Origin of the sequence: Paenibacillus sp. FSL R7-0189, from assembly GCF_037969925.1 — a bacterium.
In the GTDB taxonomy this organism is placed as follows: domain Bacteria; phylum Bacillota; class Bacilli; order Paenibacillales; family Paenibacillaceae; genus Paenibacillus_AQ; species Paenibacillus_AQ odorifer.
Window position 1 is genome coordinate 6,401,061 of the sequence record NZ_CP150223.1, and the last position, 18,617, is coordinate 6,419,677.

The window sequence follows — 18,617 nt, forward strand, 5'->3', positions numbered from 1 at the left end:
ACTTACATTTGATGGTATCGATGTTGAATAATCCACTATAAATCTAGTCTTCCGGAGGGATTTCATGTACAAGCTTATGATTGTAGAGGATGAACCGTTAATACGGACGGGATTAAAACATTACTTTTCGTGGCAGGAGCTTGGTGTTCAGAGTATTGTTGAAGCGGAGAATGGAAAAGAAGGCTTCGTTACCGCACTGCGTGAGCAGCCAGATTTAGTGATCACTGATATTCGCATGCCCGAAATGGATGGTCTTCAGATGATCGAAGAGCTTCGCCAATTCCTTCCTGATACTTTGTTTATCATTTTGACGGGATTTAATGATTTCGAATACGCTCAACGAGCCATCAAACTTGGGAGTGTACATGCTTTTTTGCTCAAACCTTTGGAATATGAAGAAAGTCTAACCGTGATTCAAGAATGCATGAACAAGCTGCAACTTAAACAACAAGAACAAAGAAAACGTTCTACTCTGGAAGGCTCACAACTCATAAAGCTACTACTGGAAGAAGAACAACCTGCAATGGACACTAATTTAATCGCTGAATTATGTAGTTTCAAAAGTAAACATTATTTGTATCTCCCTTTTGTTTTGGCAGGTTTCCTTATCAGAGAAACTCCTTCACAATCCACCTTGTGGATGAGAGAACAGGCTACTAAGTTTATACATCTTGCTACGGAGGCCTATCTCCCGGCAGATCTGCCACGATCTATTTTTACATATTCTGCTAAATCCAAACTATACGGGCTAATAGTCATGGGATCACAGACTGCAACGAGCACTATCCCTTTTGAGACACAAGTACTTACTGAACTCGATCAGCATTTTAACAAGCTTACACTAGAACATCATTTTGCCCTTTATCTTGCTATAGGCACAGTAACGAACGAACTATCTCAAATCACTTCATTACTTCACGAGTCTGAAAAGCTGTTATATCAGCGCTTCTATCAGAAAGAGCGCAATATATTCCATATCTCATCCATAAAGGCAGGCGCCACAGCTACTAAACCAACGCTTATTCAACTAGATGACAACGATAAGAAACGAATAATCTCCTGCATCGAAAATGCCAATAAACAAGAGATTCTACAATTAATGCAACGATTGGCACAAGATATTTTGCATAAAACAGATGGCCCTTCACCTGATCTATGGCTTGCGTATTTACAAGAAATTATAAGTGTCATTATCCGCTTCGCTAATAAAAATCAGATTCATATGGATGGTGTGTACAGCGATAAACTCTTAAACCTCACTTTTGTAGAGGATTTCCACTCCCTTGAGGTCATGTTCGAGTGGCTGGGGAATTGGATGGTTCATTTGGGAAACATTTATACCGAAGGTCTGACGGATAACCATCAGCAGGATGTAATTATCTTTGAACATATTAAATCCTTCATTAGAGCTAATATTGATCAAGATATTACTCTACAAATGGTAGCGGATCGATTCTTCTATAACCCTTCTTATTTAAGTCGTCTGTTCAAAAGAAAACTCGATAAGAACTATATGCGATTTGTAACCGAAATCCGTATGGAATACGCGCAGGAATGCTTAAAAAAACCGGAGATTCTGGTGACCGATGTCTGCACAATGTGTGGTTACAAAAGCTATAAGCATTTCGTTAAAACGTTCCGGATTTTTACCAACATGACCCCATCAGACTATAGAAAACAATCGGGGTGGTAAGCAAAATGATGCAAATAAACCAGCCAAAAAAGCGTTATCGGATGCGGCATGTCAATCGGCAGATTTTTGTGCTGATGATCCTGACCATTACCATTCCTTTGCTGATTATATCCGCGATTATCTATATTTTTTCAAATCAAGCCGTCAAAAATGAATATCAAAGCAGCTCTAATCTCATCCTTAATAATCTTTCTTTCAACATCGACCAGTATCTGCAAAGTATTGAAAAAGGGACCCTTAATGCCCAAGTAGATAGTCAATTACAAACCGCCCTCGAGCATTGGACTATCAACAAAGATAATATCGGGAATGATCTAAGTATTCAGTATGGAAACACGATTGAACAGTTCATCAGCGGGATTGAAATGACGATTAAAAATGTCGACAGTGTGCAGATTTTCGCGGGGTCACGTGTATTCTACTCCGCCAATTTCAATCGTGCGGATTATGATGTGAAGGACTACACCCAAGAGGATTGGTATTTACAGACGCAACAAAAAAAGGGTGGTGTAATCCTATTTGGAAGTCATCTCCCCTTCTATCGCACCAATTCTAAACAATCCGTCATCTCCATCGCCAGAGTCATTAATAAAAAAGGAAGCAAGCAGCCCTTAGGTGTCATGTTAATTGATATCCGGCTGGATTCATTACGTGAAATCTTAAAGCTGTCCGAGAATAGCAAGCGGAAATTCATTATTTTAGACGATAAAGGAGGCAACGTTTATAGCTCAGATTCATTGGAGACGAGTCCTTTAGAGCCTATCCCCATCGACAAACAGGCGCTTAACACTTTTATGAACAATGACGCCGGGAGCTTATATGGTACTTTTGATGACAAGGATTCGTACATTAATTTTGTTACTTCTCCTTACTCCAACTGGAAGGTCATTCAATATATTGATGAAAAAGAGATGACTAAGCAGGCTTCTTTTCTTGGCAAAATCATTTTAACTTTGGCGCTCTTATCGCTTGTCACTGCACTCTTATTTATGTATATCCTCTCGGAACGTGTAACCAAACCTATTATTCTGTTAAGCCGGAAGGTGAAGCTGGTGGGGATGGGTAATTTCGATGTGGATTTGTACAGTAACCGCCAAGATGAATTTGGGGTTCTATATAATGGAATTCGTAAAATGGTAAAAGATTTGCAAAACTATATTGAGCGATCATCGATGGCCAAGGCTCAACAAAAGGTAGCCCAGTATGGTGCGCTCAAAAGCCAAATCAATCCTCATTTTCTGGCAAATGTCCTTGAATCAATTCAAATGAAAGCCATCATCAATGGGCAAAGAGAGATTGGCGAGATGGTGGGAATCGTGGGCAGATTGTTTCGGATTCATATTCAGACTGGGAAAATCACCGTTACCTTGCGCGAAGAACTTGAGCATGTCCGGCTATATGTGAAAATTCAGCAGTTACGTTTTGGGGATAAATTACAGTATATGGAACAGCTAGATCCGCAATGCGAGATCGTTAAGGTCATGCACTTCTCCTTGCAGCCCATCGTAGAGAATGCTATCGTACACGGCCTAGAAAGTCGCAGTGAACCAGGTCTGCTTGAGGTATCCTCGGTGATATCGGGGGATGATATGCTGATTATCGTTAAAGATAACGGCATTGGCATCGAGGAAGAGAAACTTAAACAGCTTCGTTTCCGTCTCTCTCAACCCTCAGATACCTTAGATGAGGAACATATTGGCATTAAAAATGTTCATGATCGTATTCAATTTCATTTTGGCGAAAAATATGGAATTGAAATTTCCAGTCACGTAGGTGAAGGAACGACAGTGATCATCCGTCTTCCCGCGTAATCCTAGACATTTTGCTCAGTAATGCCTAATTCAGGATCAAAGGTGAGCATTTTCGTCGCTATTTTATCAATAAAAAACCGATCATGACTAACTGTTACTACAGCGCCAGGAAAATGAATCAACGCCTGCTCCATCACCTGAATACTAGTTAAATCCAAATGGTTAGTGGGCTCATCTAAAATAATGACAGCAGCTCCGGAGAGAAGGCATTTCGCTAAAGCCACTCTGGCCTGCTGTCCACCTGAAAGGCTGCCAATCGTTTTACTCAGATCCATTTCCGAGAATTGCAGCATCGATAGAAATTTATTCACCTTTTTCCGCGGTGCGTCCAGTCCCAGTCCATAAACATTTACGGCATGGCTGACGGTATCTTTATGATCCAGCTCATCCCACATCTGATTAAAGTACGCATAGCTGACCCCGCGTTCCCAAGTCACTTCCCCCGATTCCGGTGCTTCTTGTCCAGTCAGTACTTTGATGAGTGTCGACTTTCCGCTGCCGTTCGGACCCACGATTGCTATCCGGTCTTCCTTTTGAATATCGAAGCTAATGTTCTGGAAGATGGAGCGGCCATCATAACTTTGTCCAACCCGCTTCACTTCCCCCAGCTTGTCAGGAAAACGTAAATTGCTATAGATATCAGTGATTAATACGTTAACAGGATGAGGTTCCACTCGTTTTTTCATATCCGTTAGCTTACGCGAAAGACGATCCTTAGAGGACTTCTTACTACCGCGGTTTTCAATGGCCTCAGACTCCATAAGGAGAAGTTCTTCTTCCCACTCAAATTGCCGATCGAGCACTTTTTTGCGCATCTTCTTTTTACGAACGTAATCGGTATAATTCCCTTCATATTCCTGGAAATGATAGTTCTCGATTTCTATCGTCCGCGTGACCACTCTGTCAATAAATTGCCGATCATGAGAGACCAGAAGCATCGCCCCATTGAAACGGTGCAGCCACTGCTCCAACCATACGATCCCTTCCATATCCAAAAAGTTAGTAGGCTCATCGAGCAATACAACATCAGGCCCTTCAATTAAGACTTTAGCCAGTGCCGCGCGGTTCCTCCAGCCTCCGGATAACTCCTCTACAGGTTGATGCCGCGATCTCTCATCGAATCCTAATTTAGTCAGCACCGTATTGATTTCCACAGATACATTCCAGCCATCCAAATGCTCCATTTGTCCAAAAAGCTCAGCTTGGCGCTCTAAAAGTACATTCATCTGGACATCATCCGACACCTGCCCTAGCTGTTCTCCTATTTGGTTAAGCTCCTGTTCAATGCGTGCTACCTCTTCGAAGCAAAGTTCTAACTCTTGTTGTACAGACAAAGACCCGGAAAGCTCCGAGAATTGAGAGAAGTAGCTGATCTTCACATTGGGATCTAATTCTACTTTTCCTGCCGTTGGCTCCTCTTTTCCCATTATTAGCTTAAAAACAGTAGATTTACCTGCTCCATTTCGTCCGATTAAGCCAATACGTTCACCCTTGCTCACACGAAAATAAATATCTCGAAAGATTAATGTATTCTCATATTTCTTAGTTACGTTCTCCATTCGGATTACGCTCAAGTCTATCACTCCTAGTTCGTATAGATCAGAATTCATCGTTGAATACCCAAAAAGCTATTATAGCACTAATTAAAAAAAGGACTTTATAATCATATTATTACTTATATTTATTTCCGATATATGTATTTATATTAATATAAATTTATAAATACATAAGGAGGATTACAATGAGTTTGCTAAAATCAATCAAGAAAAATGTGAGTGTTACTATGTGCATAACCCTGCTATTTTCTCTTTTTATTGTGTATCCGGCAAGTGCTTCTACCTTCTTCCAAGACCGCTTTGAAGAGGGCGATAATCTATGGACATCCACTAGTGGGAATTGGACTATTGTTGAGGACGAAGGCAACAGCGTATATTACCAGTCTGCCACAAAAGAAGGACGTACTTCTGCAGGTGATTCAGCCTGGAGCGATTACACTGTGGAAGCGGATGTAAAAGTAGTTGATTTTAATGGCTCAAACAGAACTTATGTTGCAGGCAGATACATAGATGGAAATAATTTTTATGCAGCTTCTTTGTATAATAATAATGATGGCATGCTGGAAATCAGAAAAAAGGTTTCTGGATCTACTACAACTTTGACCAGCAAACCCTACACTCTGCAAACAGGAGTTTGGTATAATGTAAAACTTGAAATGAGCGGAAATACCATCAACATGTATGTAAATGATACGCTGGAGCTCTCAGCTTCCGATTCCAAATTAAAAAAAGGTACAGCAGGGCTCGTTACCTTTAAGACAATTACGATGTTCGACAACGTGACCGTTTCTGACACCAATGGCACTACACCGACACCGACTGTCACGCCGTCACCAACTGCTATACCGACTCCGACTGCTATACCAACACCAACTACAATACCGACTCCGACTGCTTCACAGACACCAACTGCTTCACCGACACCTACTGCTACACCAACACCTACTGCTGCACCGATACCGACTGCAATACCGACTCCGACTGTCACACCAACACCTACTGCTACGCCGATACCAACTGTTTCACCAACGCCTACACCGGTACAGGTTAGTGAATATGATTTGGCTGGGTTTGCCACAGGAACAACAGGTGGTGGAAATATCCAAGAAACCAGTCCACTCTATAAAAAGGTATATAGCGCAGAAGATCTTGCCACTGCACTGAGAAAAGGATCCAAAATAAAGGTTATTGAAATTATGAACGACTTGGATCTGGGATGGAATGAAATTTCTGATGCGGCAAAGATCTCCCCATTTAGCGCTCATAACAGTGCTTTAACACATCCCGTATTAATAGAGACTGGTGTCAGCAAAGTGTCTATAGACAACTTCGACGGTTTGACCATTTTCTCTGCTAAGGGTGCAACCATTAAACATGCCGCTTTTACTTTTAAAAGAAGCTCTAACGTCATCATCCGCAACCTTGAATTTGATGAGCTGTGGGAATGGGATGAAGCAACCAAAGGAAATTACGATAAAAACGACTGGGACTACATCACCATTGAGAATAGCAACAACGTATGGATCGACCACTGCACCTTCAATAAATCTTATGACGGAGTTGTCGATGTTAAAAAAGGCAGCAACGGCGTCACCATTTCATGGTCTTCCTTCTTAGGGGATGATAGAAACGCAAACAGCTGGGTTACTCAGCAAATTAATGCTATGGAAGCCAACAAGGCTGCTTATCCCATGTACGCTTATTTAAGAAGCAGCTCAGTTGGCCTAAGTAAAGACGACATCATTGCGATTGCCGCTAGTCAAAAAAAGGGCCATTTAATAGGCGCAACAGAATTTGCAGCTGATAATGCGCTTCTTTCTGTGACGCTCCATCACAACTACTATAAAGATATACAAGACCGCATGCCCCGCCTTCGTAGTGGTAATGCGCATGCCTATAACATTGTAATGGACAACGAAGATACCAGATTGGCTAAAAAACGTCTAACCTCCGCTATGGAAAAAGCGATCTCAAGCAAGGGGTATCATTTCGGGGTTACAAGTAACGGAGCAATCTCGACAGAAGGAGGAGCTGTATTACTTGAAAGTTCTGTAATCATTGATGTAGTGAATCCACTTCGCAACAATCAAGCGGATGCGAGTAATAGCAAATATACGGGTGCAATCGCAGCTTTAGATACGATCTATTCACTAGATGGAGCAACATTCAGAGGAGACAGTACATCTAAGAACAGCCCTCTCTCCCCTGCACCCGCTGCCGTTAAAGCATTTGCATGGAACGGATTCACAACACTACCTTATAGCTACACTTCAGATGACCCAGTTAGTCTAAAATCTAGACTTACCGCTGTTGACGGTTCAGGGGCTGGCAAATTGTCCTGGTCAAACGAGGAATGGTTGAAAACAAGTTACAGTAACTAATTCGACTAATGCGACTAACTAATCACTGAACACATACTCCCATAACTACAACGAGAAAAGTTACTAACTTAGTTGCCACATTAGCGCCACCTTTGCACCATATTAGCGCCATATTAACACCACATTAGCACCACATTAGCACCACTTTTGTACCGCACTAACGCCACTTTTGTTCCGCCGAAATAGCTAAGACGCTCAGACAGTTATTTACAGTTTACTGTGCAGTATTTACGAGGCCAGATGGTTCGGACTCAGGAGCCCTTATTTCGAAGAATCCGGGCATTTCGCAGTGCTATCGGACTCAGATGCAGCTATTCAACCCAATATGCTTAATTTTGGTGTGGATTTAGACCAATAAGAGCTATGCAGTCCGAAAACTCAGCAAAATGGTCAAAAAAGCCAAAATAGTTGCAATACAGTCCGTTAGGAGTGTTACGCGCGTGAGAAACATGAGAAACGTGAGGAGCCTGTGAAACATGAAGAGCCTGTGAAACATGTGGAGCCTGAGAACATGAAGAGCCTGTGAAACGTGAGAAGCCTGTGAAACGTGAGAAGCCTGAGGAACATTAAGAGCCTGTAGCCCGTGAGGAGCATTAAGCACATATAGTCCCGATAGGAGCATTAGGAGTTTGTTCTCATTAACAAGTGATGCGTTTGGTGTTAATGGTAACTCACAAAGTTAGTATAATGTCCCAACAATAACAAAAAGGCCGCAACCAGCGGCCTTTTTCTATATTACGACTTCCAACGCATATTCACTAATATCGCTTACCGCTCATTTTTTCAGAATATCAATATACTCTTCTTTCTCTCGATCTGCCCCCGCACTAAGCTTCAAACGCAGTGACTTCGGGTGATCCAACACATTACTGCTGAAGTAACTTATAAATCCATCATCAGCTCCACTACCAGAATTCGGATTAATTTTAATGTCGTGCTTCCCAACCTGCGCAGTTAATTCATAGGGGAGCTTTTGAAACAGTTCATTTCGGACGATCCAATCCGTTTGCAATTCCTCATTTATCGTATATTTGAGCGCTATGCTTAACGGAGAAAGCTCGACTTCGGCTAGTTTTACTTCCTGTCCGTCAATTTTGAAAGGGTGGTCCACAACTAACGTCTCCGTCTTCAGCTCCCAAAACTTAGGATCAATAGAGAAGTTTACTTTTAAACGATCAGAATACCGCATGTCAGATAAAACCGTTCCTGTTTTCGGTTTACTTAACATTCCCGGGTCTACAGAGGCAATCTGAAAATCCGCCACTACGTCTGTTGGCCTTGGTTTATTTCGGTCCAGTGAAAATACAGTTTTGCCGAGCCAAGTATATATGGTTCCCTCTGCGTGTGCTCCCATTCCGCCTCTATTCCCATTCTCCTCCATTACATCTCGTCCAGTTTCAGCATCTGTCAGCTTCACACTATTTACACTGTACACTTCCTGACCATCACTTGTTGTTCCTGTATACAGCAGCATGATTTTGTTTTCATCAGCAAGCACAGCATTCAGAGTAATTTTATATCCATTTGATTCAGCACTCTTATTAACGATTTGTACATAATCATTCCGGATTGCAGACTCTAAAGTAAGAGCATCAATATCAGCTGCAGCCAATGTTTTAAAAGGCTCCAACACGCCCCAATCGAACGTTTCAGCACTCGAAGTCCCTTGCTGTGGCATCAGCTGGGTTGGATTGAAGAACAGCAGGCCCGCTATCATCACTGCAGCCGCCAGCACAGACATCGCGCTTTTTGTGAACATTAACCTTCTGCCACGTTTCTTGCCTAATTCCAAGCCTGCTTGGATCGCATAGATTTGAGCGGCTGCATTCTCTATTTTTTGTTCTTGTGGGATACGTTCGGCATCGCTTAACATGGCAAGCTCCTCTTGACTACTCATTGTTCCATTCACCCCGATTCTTTATGATGGTTCGCAACTGCTTGAGCCCTTTATGTTGCCAAGTCTTAACCGTTCCCTCGGGTTTATTCATAATGTTAGCGATCTCAGTCAAGGTCATATCGTTGTAGTATTTTAGCAGCAGCACATGGCGATACTTGGGCTTAACCTGCTCAAGTGCCCACAACATTTCCATCCTATGATGGCCAATATGTGTGACCTGTTCTCCTATTCTTTCATCTACCAGCGGCATGGAACGTTTTCTTCGTCTTTGTTCATCTATACAGACATAAATTAGAATTCGAATAATCCATGATTTGAATGCTTTGGGGTCCTTTAATGTTTTTCTTTTAATCCAGGCCCGGCAAGTCATTTCCTGCATCGCTTCCAGCGCATCGTTTCGGTTCCGCAAGTAACTATAAGCAATACTGTACAGTTGTTCTCTATGTACCAATATCGAATCGTAAAAATCCGTCTCGCTCCGAGTATCAAGAATCGTTACTTTTTTCATTTCTGCATTAGTCATCGTCATGTCCTTCCTTAGCCTCCCCTCTTCAACCTTTCATAGATTAAGACGGGGGAGGTATAGAAACGGTTTTTGTTTCGTTTAACTTTTTTGCCAAAAGCTCTCTAAATTATAGCATTCTATAAAAATTGAACGAAAAATGTTATGATAGGTTAAATTGGACATAATCAATAGTACGCACTTAAAAGTGCCATAGGTACTAAAAAGTACCCATACCATGGAGGTTATCATGACAACAACACCAACAACAACTGTCAAGAAAAAATACAATATTTCTGTTGAAGCCACACTAGAGGTCATCGGAGGGAAATGGAAATGCGTAATTCTATGTCATTTAACTCATGGCAAAAAACGCACCTCCGAGTTAAAACAGTTGATGCCCGGCATTACTCAAAAAATGTTAACCCAGCAGCTACGCGAGCTTGAGGCAGATGGAATCATCAACCGAATTGTTTATAATCAGGTTCCACCAAAAGTAGAATACGAGCTTAGTGAATATGGTGATAGTTTAAGCGATATTTTGACTGCATTATGTAATTGGGGAGAACAACATATCATTAAGCAATTCGGCGATAAATACGCTGTTTTAGAGGATAACATTTTAAATAAATAAACCGCTCTATCAAGGGTATGGTTGGATATTTATGCTGCGAGAGTTGCACTTCAATTATACGTTCATGAAAAAAGGACAGCTGAATCAGATCGATTCAACTGTCCAAAGCTTTGATTCACCCGTCCCTTGAATGGCGCATAGGAACATAACTTAAATTACGCCCTCTCCTCCAATAGCAGTTGCTGTGAATGATATGGGTCCAAATAGATTTATAGGCAAGTTGCTATCATTCTGAATTACCAATTCATAGTTGTGGACTCCAATATAAGCACCATCAACCCACTGAGCACTTAATTGAATATCAGTAATAGTAGTAAAACGATAAAAGGATCTATAAATATCGACTCCAGCTCGTCGGATGATAACAAGAAATTGGCTATTAGCAAGTGCAGTAAGACTAAAACTACCATTTAACTCGACTCTACTGGAGAAAGAAGCCGGATTAGCCGGACTAATATTTACTTGCGCTGTGGCTAGACCCGCTCCAGCTCCAGGAATCCCTGCAACCGTTATAGCTGTAGTAAACGGATCTAACGGGATTTTTGCCTGTGACCCATAACTTATTATTGTCGCCATTTATCATCACTCCATTTCAAGGTTATAGAGTAGTATATTGTGAATCCGCAATGATAGATTGGACTAAATTCCTGATGATTATATACATTTAAGGTATACTTTGCTAGATCATATAAACCTAGATACCTTGTCAATCACCATACGATTTCCACTCATTGACAACACCCCTGTTCAGAATTACAATAATTCACATATCATGAACAACGATGACAAAGGGTAAGTAGACAGACGAACATGGTCTTCAGAGAGCCGGTGGTAGGTGCGAACCGGTGACCAGCGTATGCTCGAATGGCCTTTATAGTTGTTTTTCCGAACTATCTTAATGGATGCAGTAGGGAAAACCGGGGTTCCCGCCGTTATCAAGGGACCTGTATCGAGAATTAATTCAACCTCTCCGTACAGGTAAGAGAAGATCGAAAGCCAAGAATCGTAAGGTGACACGATCATTTAAGGTGGTACCACGACAACTTCGTCCTTATTGGATGAGGTTTTTTTGTCATTTAAAGGAGGTGATGGCCATGGATGATGGCTGGTGGTGGCGACTCGAGTGTAACCAAATGCTAAATAACAGGAGGAATTTTTATATGATGAACGAACGTGTCTTAACTGGAGATCGAGTGACTGGAAAGCTTCACCTTGGCCATTACGCCGGCAGCTTGCAGACCCGAGTAGCCCTTCAGGAGCAATATGAAACTTTTGTGTTTTTAGCGGATATTCAAGCCCTAACGACCCATTTTGATCGTCCGCAGCTGCTGGGTCAAAATCTGCATGAGATCACACTGGACTATTTATCTGCGGGTATAAATCCGGAGAAAACAACTATATTTATTCAATCGATGATCCCTGAAATCGCAGAGCTGACCATCTTGTTCTCTATGTTTGTTACTGTGAATTCTTTACGGCATAATCCCACGATTAAAGCCGAATCAAAAAATTCCAGCTTAGATGAATTGTATTACGGTTTTCTAGGTTATCCAGTTAGTCAGACTGCTGACATAACTTTTTGTAAAGCAACGATCATTCCTGTAGGAGAAGACCAGCTCCCCCATCTGGAATTAACCCGCAAAATCGTCCGCAGATTCAACGAGCTGTACAGCCCGATACTGGTGGAACCCAAAGCGCTGATCAGTGAGACGCCGAGACTTGTGGGTACGGATGGCAACGCTAAAATGAGTAAAAGCCTTGGCAATGCCATCGAGTTGGACTCCACTAAGGAAGAAATCACCTTCAAGATAAGAAAAGCCACAACCGATCCTGCGCGTGTGCATAAAAATGCTCCTGGACATCCAGATATCTGTCCTATTTTTGCTTATCATGGTGCTTTTCGCTCAGCGGGGGTAACCGAAATTCGTGAAGGCTGTGAGCGGGGTACCATGGGTTGTTCTGCTTGCAAACAGTTGATTTCGACAGCTCTAGATCAGCTTATAGAACCGATGCGAGAGCGACGTTCCTATTATGCTACTAAGCCCAAGCTTGTGCAGGAAATCTTAATCTCTGGAACACAGCATGCTCGCAGCATTGCTCAGGAAACAATGGCCGAAGTACGTGAGGCTATGAGTCTTAACTATTTTTCAATCTAAAAATGATATTTATAGGTACTCAAAAAAGCCGGAAGCTCATTGGAAGAGATCCGGCTTTTTTCTTCTCCTTACAACACCCAATTTCCCTTACGGAATACGGGTTCAATCGTGCCGTCCGCCAGCTCTCCGTCAATATCCAGCTCTGCTGAACCGATCATAAAATCGACATGAGTTAAGCTGACATTAGCTCCTCTAGCCACAAGTTCTTCGTTCGTAAGCTTTGTGCCGCCTTCAATATTTACAGGATAAGCACTTCCTAGCGCGAAATGGCAGGAGGCATTCTCATCAATCCCTGTATTGTAAAAAATGCGGTTCAAGCGAGAGATTGGAGAATCATGCTGCACTAAGGCTACTTCTCCTAGATAAGATGCACCTTCATCCGTTGCCAGCAGTGAGGTTAAATGCTCGCGTCCGGATTCAGCTTCATAAGCTACGACTTTCCCCTTTTCAAAAGTGAATGAAAGTCCTTCAACTAAACGTCCATTCAAATTAAGAGGGAGCGTGCTTCTAACTGTGCCATTCACTCCAGTACGATGGGGCATGGAATAAATTTCTTCCGTTGGCATATTAGCAACAAAATAAACACCTTTATCATTCTCACCGCCACCCCCGCGCCATAAATGGCCTTCCGGAAGCTCTACATGCAAATCCGTTCCCGGAGCACGGTAATGCAGGCTTTTATAACGTTTAGCGTTCATTCTATCCTGACTTTCTTTCAACTGACCAATATGCTCTCTCCAAGCAGCTACCGGATCATCGCTGCCCACACGATTCATCTGGAATACAGCTTCCCACATCGCCTCTACCCGTTCTTCTTCAGGAAGATCGGCAAAAACCTTGTTCGCCCAAGCACGTGTTGGCGCTTTGACCAGAGACCAGCTGATTTTGCTGTTCCGAGTATATTTGGAGTAGTTCTTGCGAGCAATAGCTGCTGCTTTGACTGCTCTAGATACCTTAGAAGAATCAATGCCATTAAACAGTTCCGGATCAGGTACTTTAATATGTAAGATGGCACCATTTTCTTCCGCGAATTTCTCCATCATCTCAGCCTGCCACTGTGGATAGTAATCGAAAGAATCCTCTGGGGCTTTTTCATAACGGATCCGTGTAGTTGCTTCATCGTCCCAGTCAACAATTACATATTTAGCTCCCGCTTCATAGGCTTTCGCTACAATCAAGCGAGTAAGTTCTGCGGTTTCTATCGGTGCATGTACCATAAGGACTTGTCCAGGCTGTACATTTACTCCTACTTTTACAACTAGGTTCGCGTATTTCTCCAGCATTACTTCAAAATCTTTCATGAATTCTCTTCCTCCATCTCTAGGGTTGCTATAAGCACTCGGTCAGCTTCACTTCTTATTTTAACGCAAAACGAGGATAGTTGCGATTCGATTTAGATTCTCAGTTACTTCACTTCAGGTATTTCCCCTGTATAGACACCTAGATCATTCTTATGAATCTCTACGTTGGACATTCCGATCTGCTTATCATTATGGTAAGCAATCACTATGATCTTGGTATCCTGAGGCTCATCTATTTGTTTATTATTTCCATCCATTGGACTCCAATAAATTTGATCTCCAGATTTGATTTTCAGCTCAAGACCTTTGTTATGCACCTTGTAGTCAGGGGGGTTCCATAACAATAAATTGCCGGACGTAACCTGTATCTTAATAACATTCGCCCCTTCAGCAGTTATAAGCATAGGTAATCCTGGAGCACTACTATCAGTCACCCTGTATTCCGCTGTTGGGAACATAACATCCGGTTTTACCTCAAGTGATTGATTATCATGCCGCAAGATAAACAAGAAAAAAAGTAAAATCGTTAAGCCCATGACGCCTCCGATGATTATTTTTTTCACTATTCAACCTCCCATCCACCCTAATACTGTAACATATTCCCTTAATCTGGACAGTTATCAGCCAAATAAAGCGGCTCCCACAAGGAACCGCTCACTTGAATCACTATTTTTTATCCACCTGCAGCAGTGTTACGGTCTTCAAAGTATAAGTATGCATGATTTTATCCTCTGAAATTACATTCAACTTGGTCAAGCTTGCCACCTTTGCCGGATCTGATTTGGAGAGCAAACGCCACACTTCAGGGTCCGATAAGGTCTCATATAACTTTGCATCATCATATTCTTTGCGGTTTTGCACGACCAGCTTCACTTTATAGCTGCCAATTTCAGTCTCGGTGGTTTCCTGCTCACTACAATAATTTAAAATATCCTGACGAAGCTCGGCCAATTCTTTTTCAATATCTTTTTGCTTTTGCTTGAGCCGATAATACTGCTGAACCTTTTTCTCCATCCACTTCACGCTCCTTCATAGACATATGTATGCCGGAAACGTTCGATAAATTAGTTGAGTTCCCTATCATAAAAACTTATAATGAGCCGGGGATAGCTAATTTCCAAGTAGAGTCAAATTTCTTATAAAAACAATTCCACGGCAGGTGACTTATGTTTCATTCGTACTTTTTTCCAATTTCGTATGCGTTCATGATGTTTCCAATAGCAGCGCTGTTCTTCACACTTCCTTTTCTTATCGTACAATACCGCAGACATGGCTATATACATAAGCTCAGAGCTTTAATCCTATATCTGCTGCTGCTCTATCTGATGAACGCTTATTTTCTTGTCTTGCTTCCTTTTCCATCCTCCCGGCACAATGCTGCACCTTCTGGGAGTATCGTCCAATTCATACCCCTTCAGTTTATTCAGGATATTGTGGATGGATCGTCGATCATCCCTGATCAAATCTCGACCTACTGGTCATTACTGCGTGAGCCTGCATTTTTACAGGTCATTTTTAACGTTGCATTGACCGTACCGTTTGGAATGTTTCTGGGCTATTATTTTCGTACACGCTGGGTCGTGTGCATTCTACTATCCTTTGCCTTTTCCCTGTCCTTTGAGATCACGCAGATTACAGGAATTTATGGTTTCTTCGATCATCCTTACCGTCTTTTTGATGTCGATGATCTCATTACCAACACAATCGGAGGGATTTTTGGATTTCGAATTTCCATTTGGATCTCCGGGCTATTGCCACGTATAGAACAACTGGATACAAACATTGACCGCTCTGCCAAAAGAGTCTCCTATACCCGCAGAGGAATAGCTTTTCTAATCGATAGTATGGTGTGGAGCATCGGGTTTGGGGTACTCTTCGGATTCGATATAAAAGCTGCCTTCTGGATTGTAACTGGTATTTACTTCATGCTTGTTCCGGCTCTCACGGGCGGACGGACCTTAGGGAAATGGATGGTGCGGATTCGGGTGAAGAGCAGCGGGAATCATGCTTTTTTCTGGGCTCTGATGCTCAGATATGGCCTGCTATATTGGTTGCTGCTTGGGATTCACGCTCTTTTGCTTGATTCCGCGCTTCTAGGGCATCTTTCCTCCGTATGGAATATGCTTATTCATCTGTTTGTTCTATTGATAGACTTGGCTTTCTTTATTCATTTAGTCATTAGTATATTCAAAAAAGAAACTCAGTTAATATATGAGAAACTAAGTCAAACTTCTCATGTTATTTCTTGGCCAGAGAAACGGCTCCAATCTGATGTATCCAGCAACAGCCCTGTAGAAAGCTAAACTAGTTATTTTTTAAAGGGTATTTTAACATTGGAAATTATTATAGAATTAGGAGGTGAGCATTCTCAAAATTTAGGAGATGAGCGTATGGAAACTACAAGCAGCTTGCGGTTATCTAGAAGTCTTCCAGAAGAACAGGGCATTTCATCAACCGCAATATCCAGCTTTATTAGTGCAGTAGAGGAACAAAATTTAGGCCTGCACAGCTTTATGCTACTTCGACATGGTTATGTGGTCTCTGAAGGCTGGTGGGCCCCTTACAGGTCCGATCTTCCGCATATGTTATTTTCACTTAGCAAAAGTTTCACCTCAACCGCAATCGGGTTTGCTGTTACAGAGAAACTCGTCACCCTCGATGATTCTGTCCTATCCTTTTTCCCTGAAGATGCTCCTGATCCAATCACAGACAATCTAACCAATATGACAATCAGACATCTATTGATGATGGGTACCGGACATGTCGTGGATACTATGGACACACTTCGCAAAAGTGCAGACGGGAATTGGGTGAAGGCTTTCTTCTCCGTCCCGGTCGAGAAACAACCAGGTACACATTTCCTATATAATACCGGTGCTACTTACATGCTGGCCGCGATCCTTCAGCGGGTTACTAGCCAAACACTGCTAGAATATTTAGAACCACGCCTCTTCGTTCCTCTGGGCATTCACAGCGCAACGTGGGAGTCTTGTCCACGCGGAATTAACACAGGGGGATTTGGCTTAAACATTACAACCGAGGATATCGCTAAATTCGGCCAGCTATACTTACAAAAAGGAATCTGGAATAATCAACGGGTTCTGCCTGAAAAGTGGATTAATGAGGCTACTTCCAAACATATTTCCAATGGCGAAGGCGATCATGACTGGGCAATGGGATATGGGTATCAGTTCTGGCAATGCCAGCACGGTGCCTACCGGGCAGATGGCGCCTTCGGTCAACTCTGTGTCGTGCTTCCGGAGCAAGATGCCGTAATTATTACTACTGCTGCATCAGACAGTATACAAGGAATGTTGAATGCTGTGTGGGAACATCTGCTTCCCGCGATGGAGCAAGCACCCTTGCCATTAGAGCCTGCTGCTTCTACCCACTTGGTTGAACAATTAAAGTATTTATCTATCCAACCGCCACAACTGCAGCCATCTTCATCACAAGAAGAACGAATAAACAGCTTAACCTATAAGCTCGATGACAACCAATTTGCCTTGGACACCTTCTCTATCTCTTTCAATAACAACGAAGCTGCAGTTACTTTACAATTTAAGACTGGAGAGGATTCTGTGATCTGTCTTGGTCGAGGGAAATGGCTCGAAAGCTTCGCACAGGTCATTGATGCTTCCATGAACCGAATCATGTCCAGCTTTACTTGGGTTGCTGATGATCAGCTACAGCTCACTTTATTGTTTATTGAAATGCCTTTTTGCATAACTCTTGAAATAATCTTACTAGAGAAGCAGCTAATTCTTAAACAAAAGTTTAATGTGAATATGGGACCGACTGAATTCCCTGAGATCATTGGCAGACTATAATTCTTAATGAATAAAAAAGGCCGCTTCGTCCTTTAAAGAGACTTAGCGGCCTTTTAAATATTCGATCCTAGTCAGTGAAATCAGCAAGCTTGAGGATGACCGGGCAATGATCGCTCCCCATAATGTGGCAATCAATTTGGGCATCCAGCAGATTAGGTGCAAGTCTAGAAGAAGCTAGGAAATAATCAATCCGCCAGCCTACATTCCGTTCTCTCACCTTCGGCATATAAGACCACCATGAATAAACGCCTTCAAGCTCTGGATGAAAATATCTAAAGGTATCTATGAAGCCGGACTCCAGCAGCGTACTCATTTTTCCTCTTTCTTCATCGGTAAAGCCAGAGTTTCCGCGGTTAGCTTTAGCATTTTTGATATCAATATCCTGATGGGCTACGTTCATATCGCCGCATACAACGACTGGTTTTAGCTTGTCCAGTTCCAGAAGGTAATTGCGGAAGCGGTACTCCCATTCCATTCTGTAATCCAATCTAGCCAGATCTCGTTTGGCATTTGGTGTATAAACATTCACTAGATAAAAATGTTCGAACTCCAGCGTAATAATCCGGCCTTCCGCTTCTTCATCCTCTTCCATTCCGTATCTCGCAGAGATCGGCTTGATTTTGGTGAATATAGCTGTGCCTGAATACCCTTTTTTCACTGCATAATTCCAATATTGATTGTATTCTTCACCCTGTTCCAGAACAATCTGCCCTTCTTGCAGCTTTGTCTCCTGAACACAGAAAATATCTGCTTCTACTTCCTTAAAATATTCATCAAACCCTTTTTTCACACAGGCCCGAAGGCCATTCACATTCCATGATACCAACTTTATCATTAACGTTTCTCCTTGCATTTT

15 protein-coding genes and 1 other annotated feature are annotated in these 18,617 nt (G+C 42.3%); of the genes, 7 read left to right on the plus strand and 8 right to left on the minus strand.

What is annotated here, in order from left to right; genetic code table 11:
• Window positions 1-64: 64 nt before the first annotated feature.
• Both MKY63_RS28190 and MKY63_RS28195 read left to right on the plus strand, forming a co-directional pair.
• On the plus strand, window positions 65-1,693 hold the full coding sequence (locus MKY63_RS28190; RefSeq protein ID WP_326046597.1) for a response regulator: 1,629 nt from the start codon (window positions 65-67) through the stop codon (window positions 1,691-1,693).
• 5 nt (window positions 1,694-1,698) lie between these two features.
• Entirely contained in the window at window positions 1,699-3,504 is a 1,806-nt protein-coding gene (locus MKY63_RS28195) for a sensor histidine kinase (RefSeq protein ID WP_036686357.1), read from the plus strand.
• 2 nt (window positions 3,505-3,506) lie between these two features.
• On the opposite strand, the gene MKY63_RS28200 is transcribed toward MKY63_RS28195, so the two are convergent.
• Window positions 3,507-5,078, minus strand: coding sequence for an ABC-F family ATP-binding cassette domain-containing protein (locus MKY63_RS28200; RefSeq protein WP_076104302.1), 1,572 nt, complete (start codon window positions 5,076-5,078; stop codon window positions 3,507-3,509).
• A 167-nt stretch (window positions 5,079-5,245) separates the two neighbouring features.
• Between MKY63_RS28200 and MKY63_RS28205 the strand changes: the two genes are divergently transcribed.
• Window positions 5,246-7,441: a pectate lyase gene (locus MKY63_RS28205; RefSeq protein ID WP_326046600.1), complete on the plus strand. Its 2,196-nt coding sequence runs from the start codon at window positions 5,246-5,248 to the stop codon at window positions 7,439-7,441.
• Between the two features lie 775 nt (window positions 7,442-8,216).
• On the opposite strand, the gene MKY63_RS28210 is transcribed toward MKY63_RS28205, so the two are convergent.
• On the minus strand, window positions 8,217-9,338 hold the full coding sequence (locus MKY63_RS28210; protein ID WP_036686354.1) for a DUF4179 domain-containing protein: 1,122 nt from the start codon (window positions 9,336-9,338) through the stop codon (window positions 8,217-8,219).
• Window positions 9,331-9,867: a sigma-70 family RNA polymerase sigma factor gene (locus tag MKY63_RS28215; protein WP_036686352.1), complete on the minus strand. Its 537-nt coding sequence runs from the start codon at window positions 9,865-9,867 to the stop codon at window positions 9,331-9,333. The genes MKY63_RS28210 and MKY63_RS28215 overlap by 8 nt, the downstream gene beginning before the upstream one ends.
• A 223-nt stretch (window positions 9,868-10,090) precedes the next feature.
• Here MKY63_RS28215 and MKY63_RS28220 point away from each other — a divergent pair, with 223 nt between their 5' ends.
• Window positions 10,091-10,474: a winged helix-turn-helix transcriptional regulator gene (locus tag MKY63_RS28220; RefSeq protein ID WP_036686351.1), complete on the plus strand. Its 384-nt coding sequence runs from the start codon at window positions 10,091-10,093 to the stop codon at window positions 10,472-10,474.
• Window positions 10,475-10,624: 150 nt separating this feature from the next.
• Here MKY63_RS28220 and MKY63_RS28225 read toward each other — a convergent pair whose 3' ends face one another.
• Window positions 10,625-11,050, minus strand: coding sequence for a hypothetical protein (locus MKY63_RS28225; protein WP_036686349.1), 426 nt, complete (start codon window positions 11,048-11,050; stop codon window positions 10,625-10,627).
• 197 nt (window positions 11,051-11,247) lie between these two features.
• Window positions 11,248-11,530: a binding site (T-box leader), on the plus strand.
• A 104-nt stretch (window positions 11,531-11,634) separates the two neighbouring features.
• Between MKY63_RS28225 and trpS the strand changes: the two genes are divergently transcribed.
• A complete protein-coding gene (gene trpS / locus MKY63_RS28230; protein WP_036686348.1) occupies window positions 11,635-12,630 on the plus strand; it encodes a tryptophan--tRNA ligase in 996 nt (331 codons plus the stop codon).
• 68 nt (window positions 12,631-12,698) lie between these two features.
• Here the strand turns inward: trpS and MKY63_RS28235 are convergent, their stop codons facing one another.
• From MKY63_RS28235 to MKY63_RS28245, 3 genes are all read right to left on the minus strand, one after another.
• Complete coding sequence (locus MKY63_RS28235; RefSeq protein WP_036686346.1) at window positions 12,699-13,931, minus strand: aminopeptidase; 1,233 nt, start codon at window positions 13,929-13,931, stop codon at window positions 12,699-12,701.
• 104 nt (window positions 13,932-14,035) lie between these two features.
• Entirely contained in the window at window positions 14,036-14,494 is a 459-nt protein-coding gene (locus MKY63_RS28240; RefSeq protein WP_036686345.1) for a hypothetical protein, read from the minus strand.
• A gap of 103 nt (window positions 14,495-14,597) precedes the next feature.
• Window positions 14,598-14,945, minus strand: coding sequence for a hypothetical protein (locus MKY63_RS28245; RefSeq protein ID WP_036686343.1), 348 nt, complete (start codon window positions 14,943-14,945; stop codon window positions 14,598-14,600).
• A 152-nt stretch (window positions 14,946-15,097) separates the two neighbouring features.
• Here MKY63_RS28245 and MKY63_RS28250 point away from each other — a divergent pair, with 152 nt between their 5' ends.
• A complete protein-coding gene (locus MKY63_RS28250; protein WP_036686342.1) occupies window positions 15,098-16,234 on the plus strand; it encodes a VanZ family protein in 1,137 nt (378 codons plus the stop codon).
• A gap of 87 nt (window positions 16,235-16,321) precedes the next feature.
• Window positions 16,322-17,761, plus strand: a complete 1,440-nt coding sequence (locus MKY63_RS28255; RefSeq protein ID WP_339810690.1) for a serine hydrolase — start codon at window positions 16,322-16,324, stop codon at window positions 17,759-17,761.
• Window positions 17,762-17,828: 67 nt separating this feature from the next.
• On the opposite strand, the gene MKY63_RS28260 is transcribed toward MKY63_RS28255, so the two are convergent.
• Complete coding sequence (locus MKY63_RS28260; RefSeq protein WP_339813639.1) at window positions 17,829-18,593, minus strand: exodeoxyribonuclease III; 765 nt, start codon at window positions 18,591-18,593, stop codon at window positions 17,829-17,831.
• Between the last annotated feature and the right edge of the window lie 24 nt (window positions 18,594-18,617).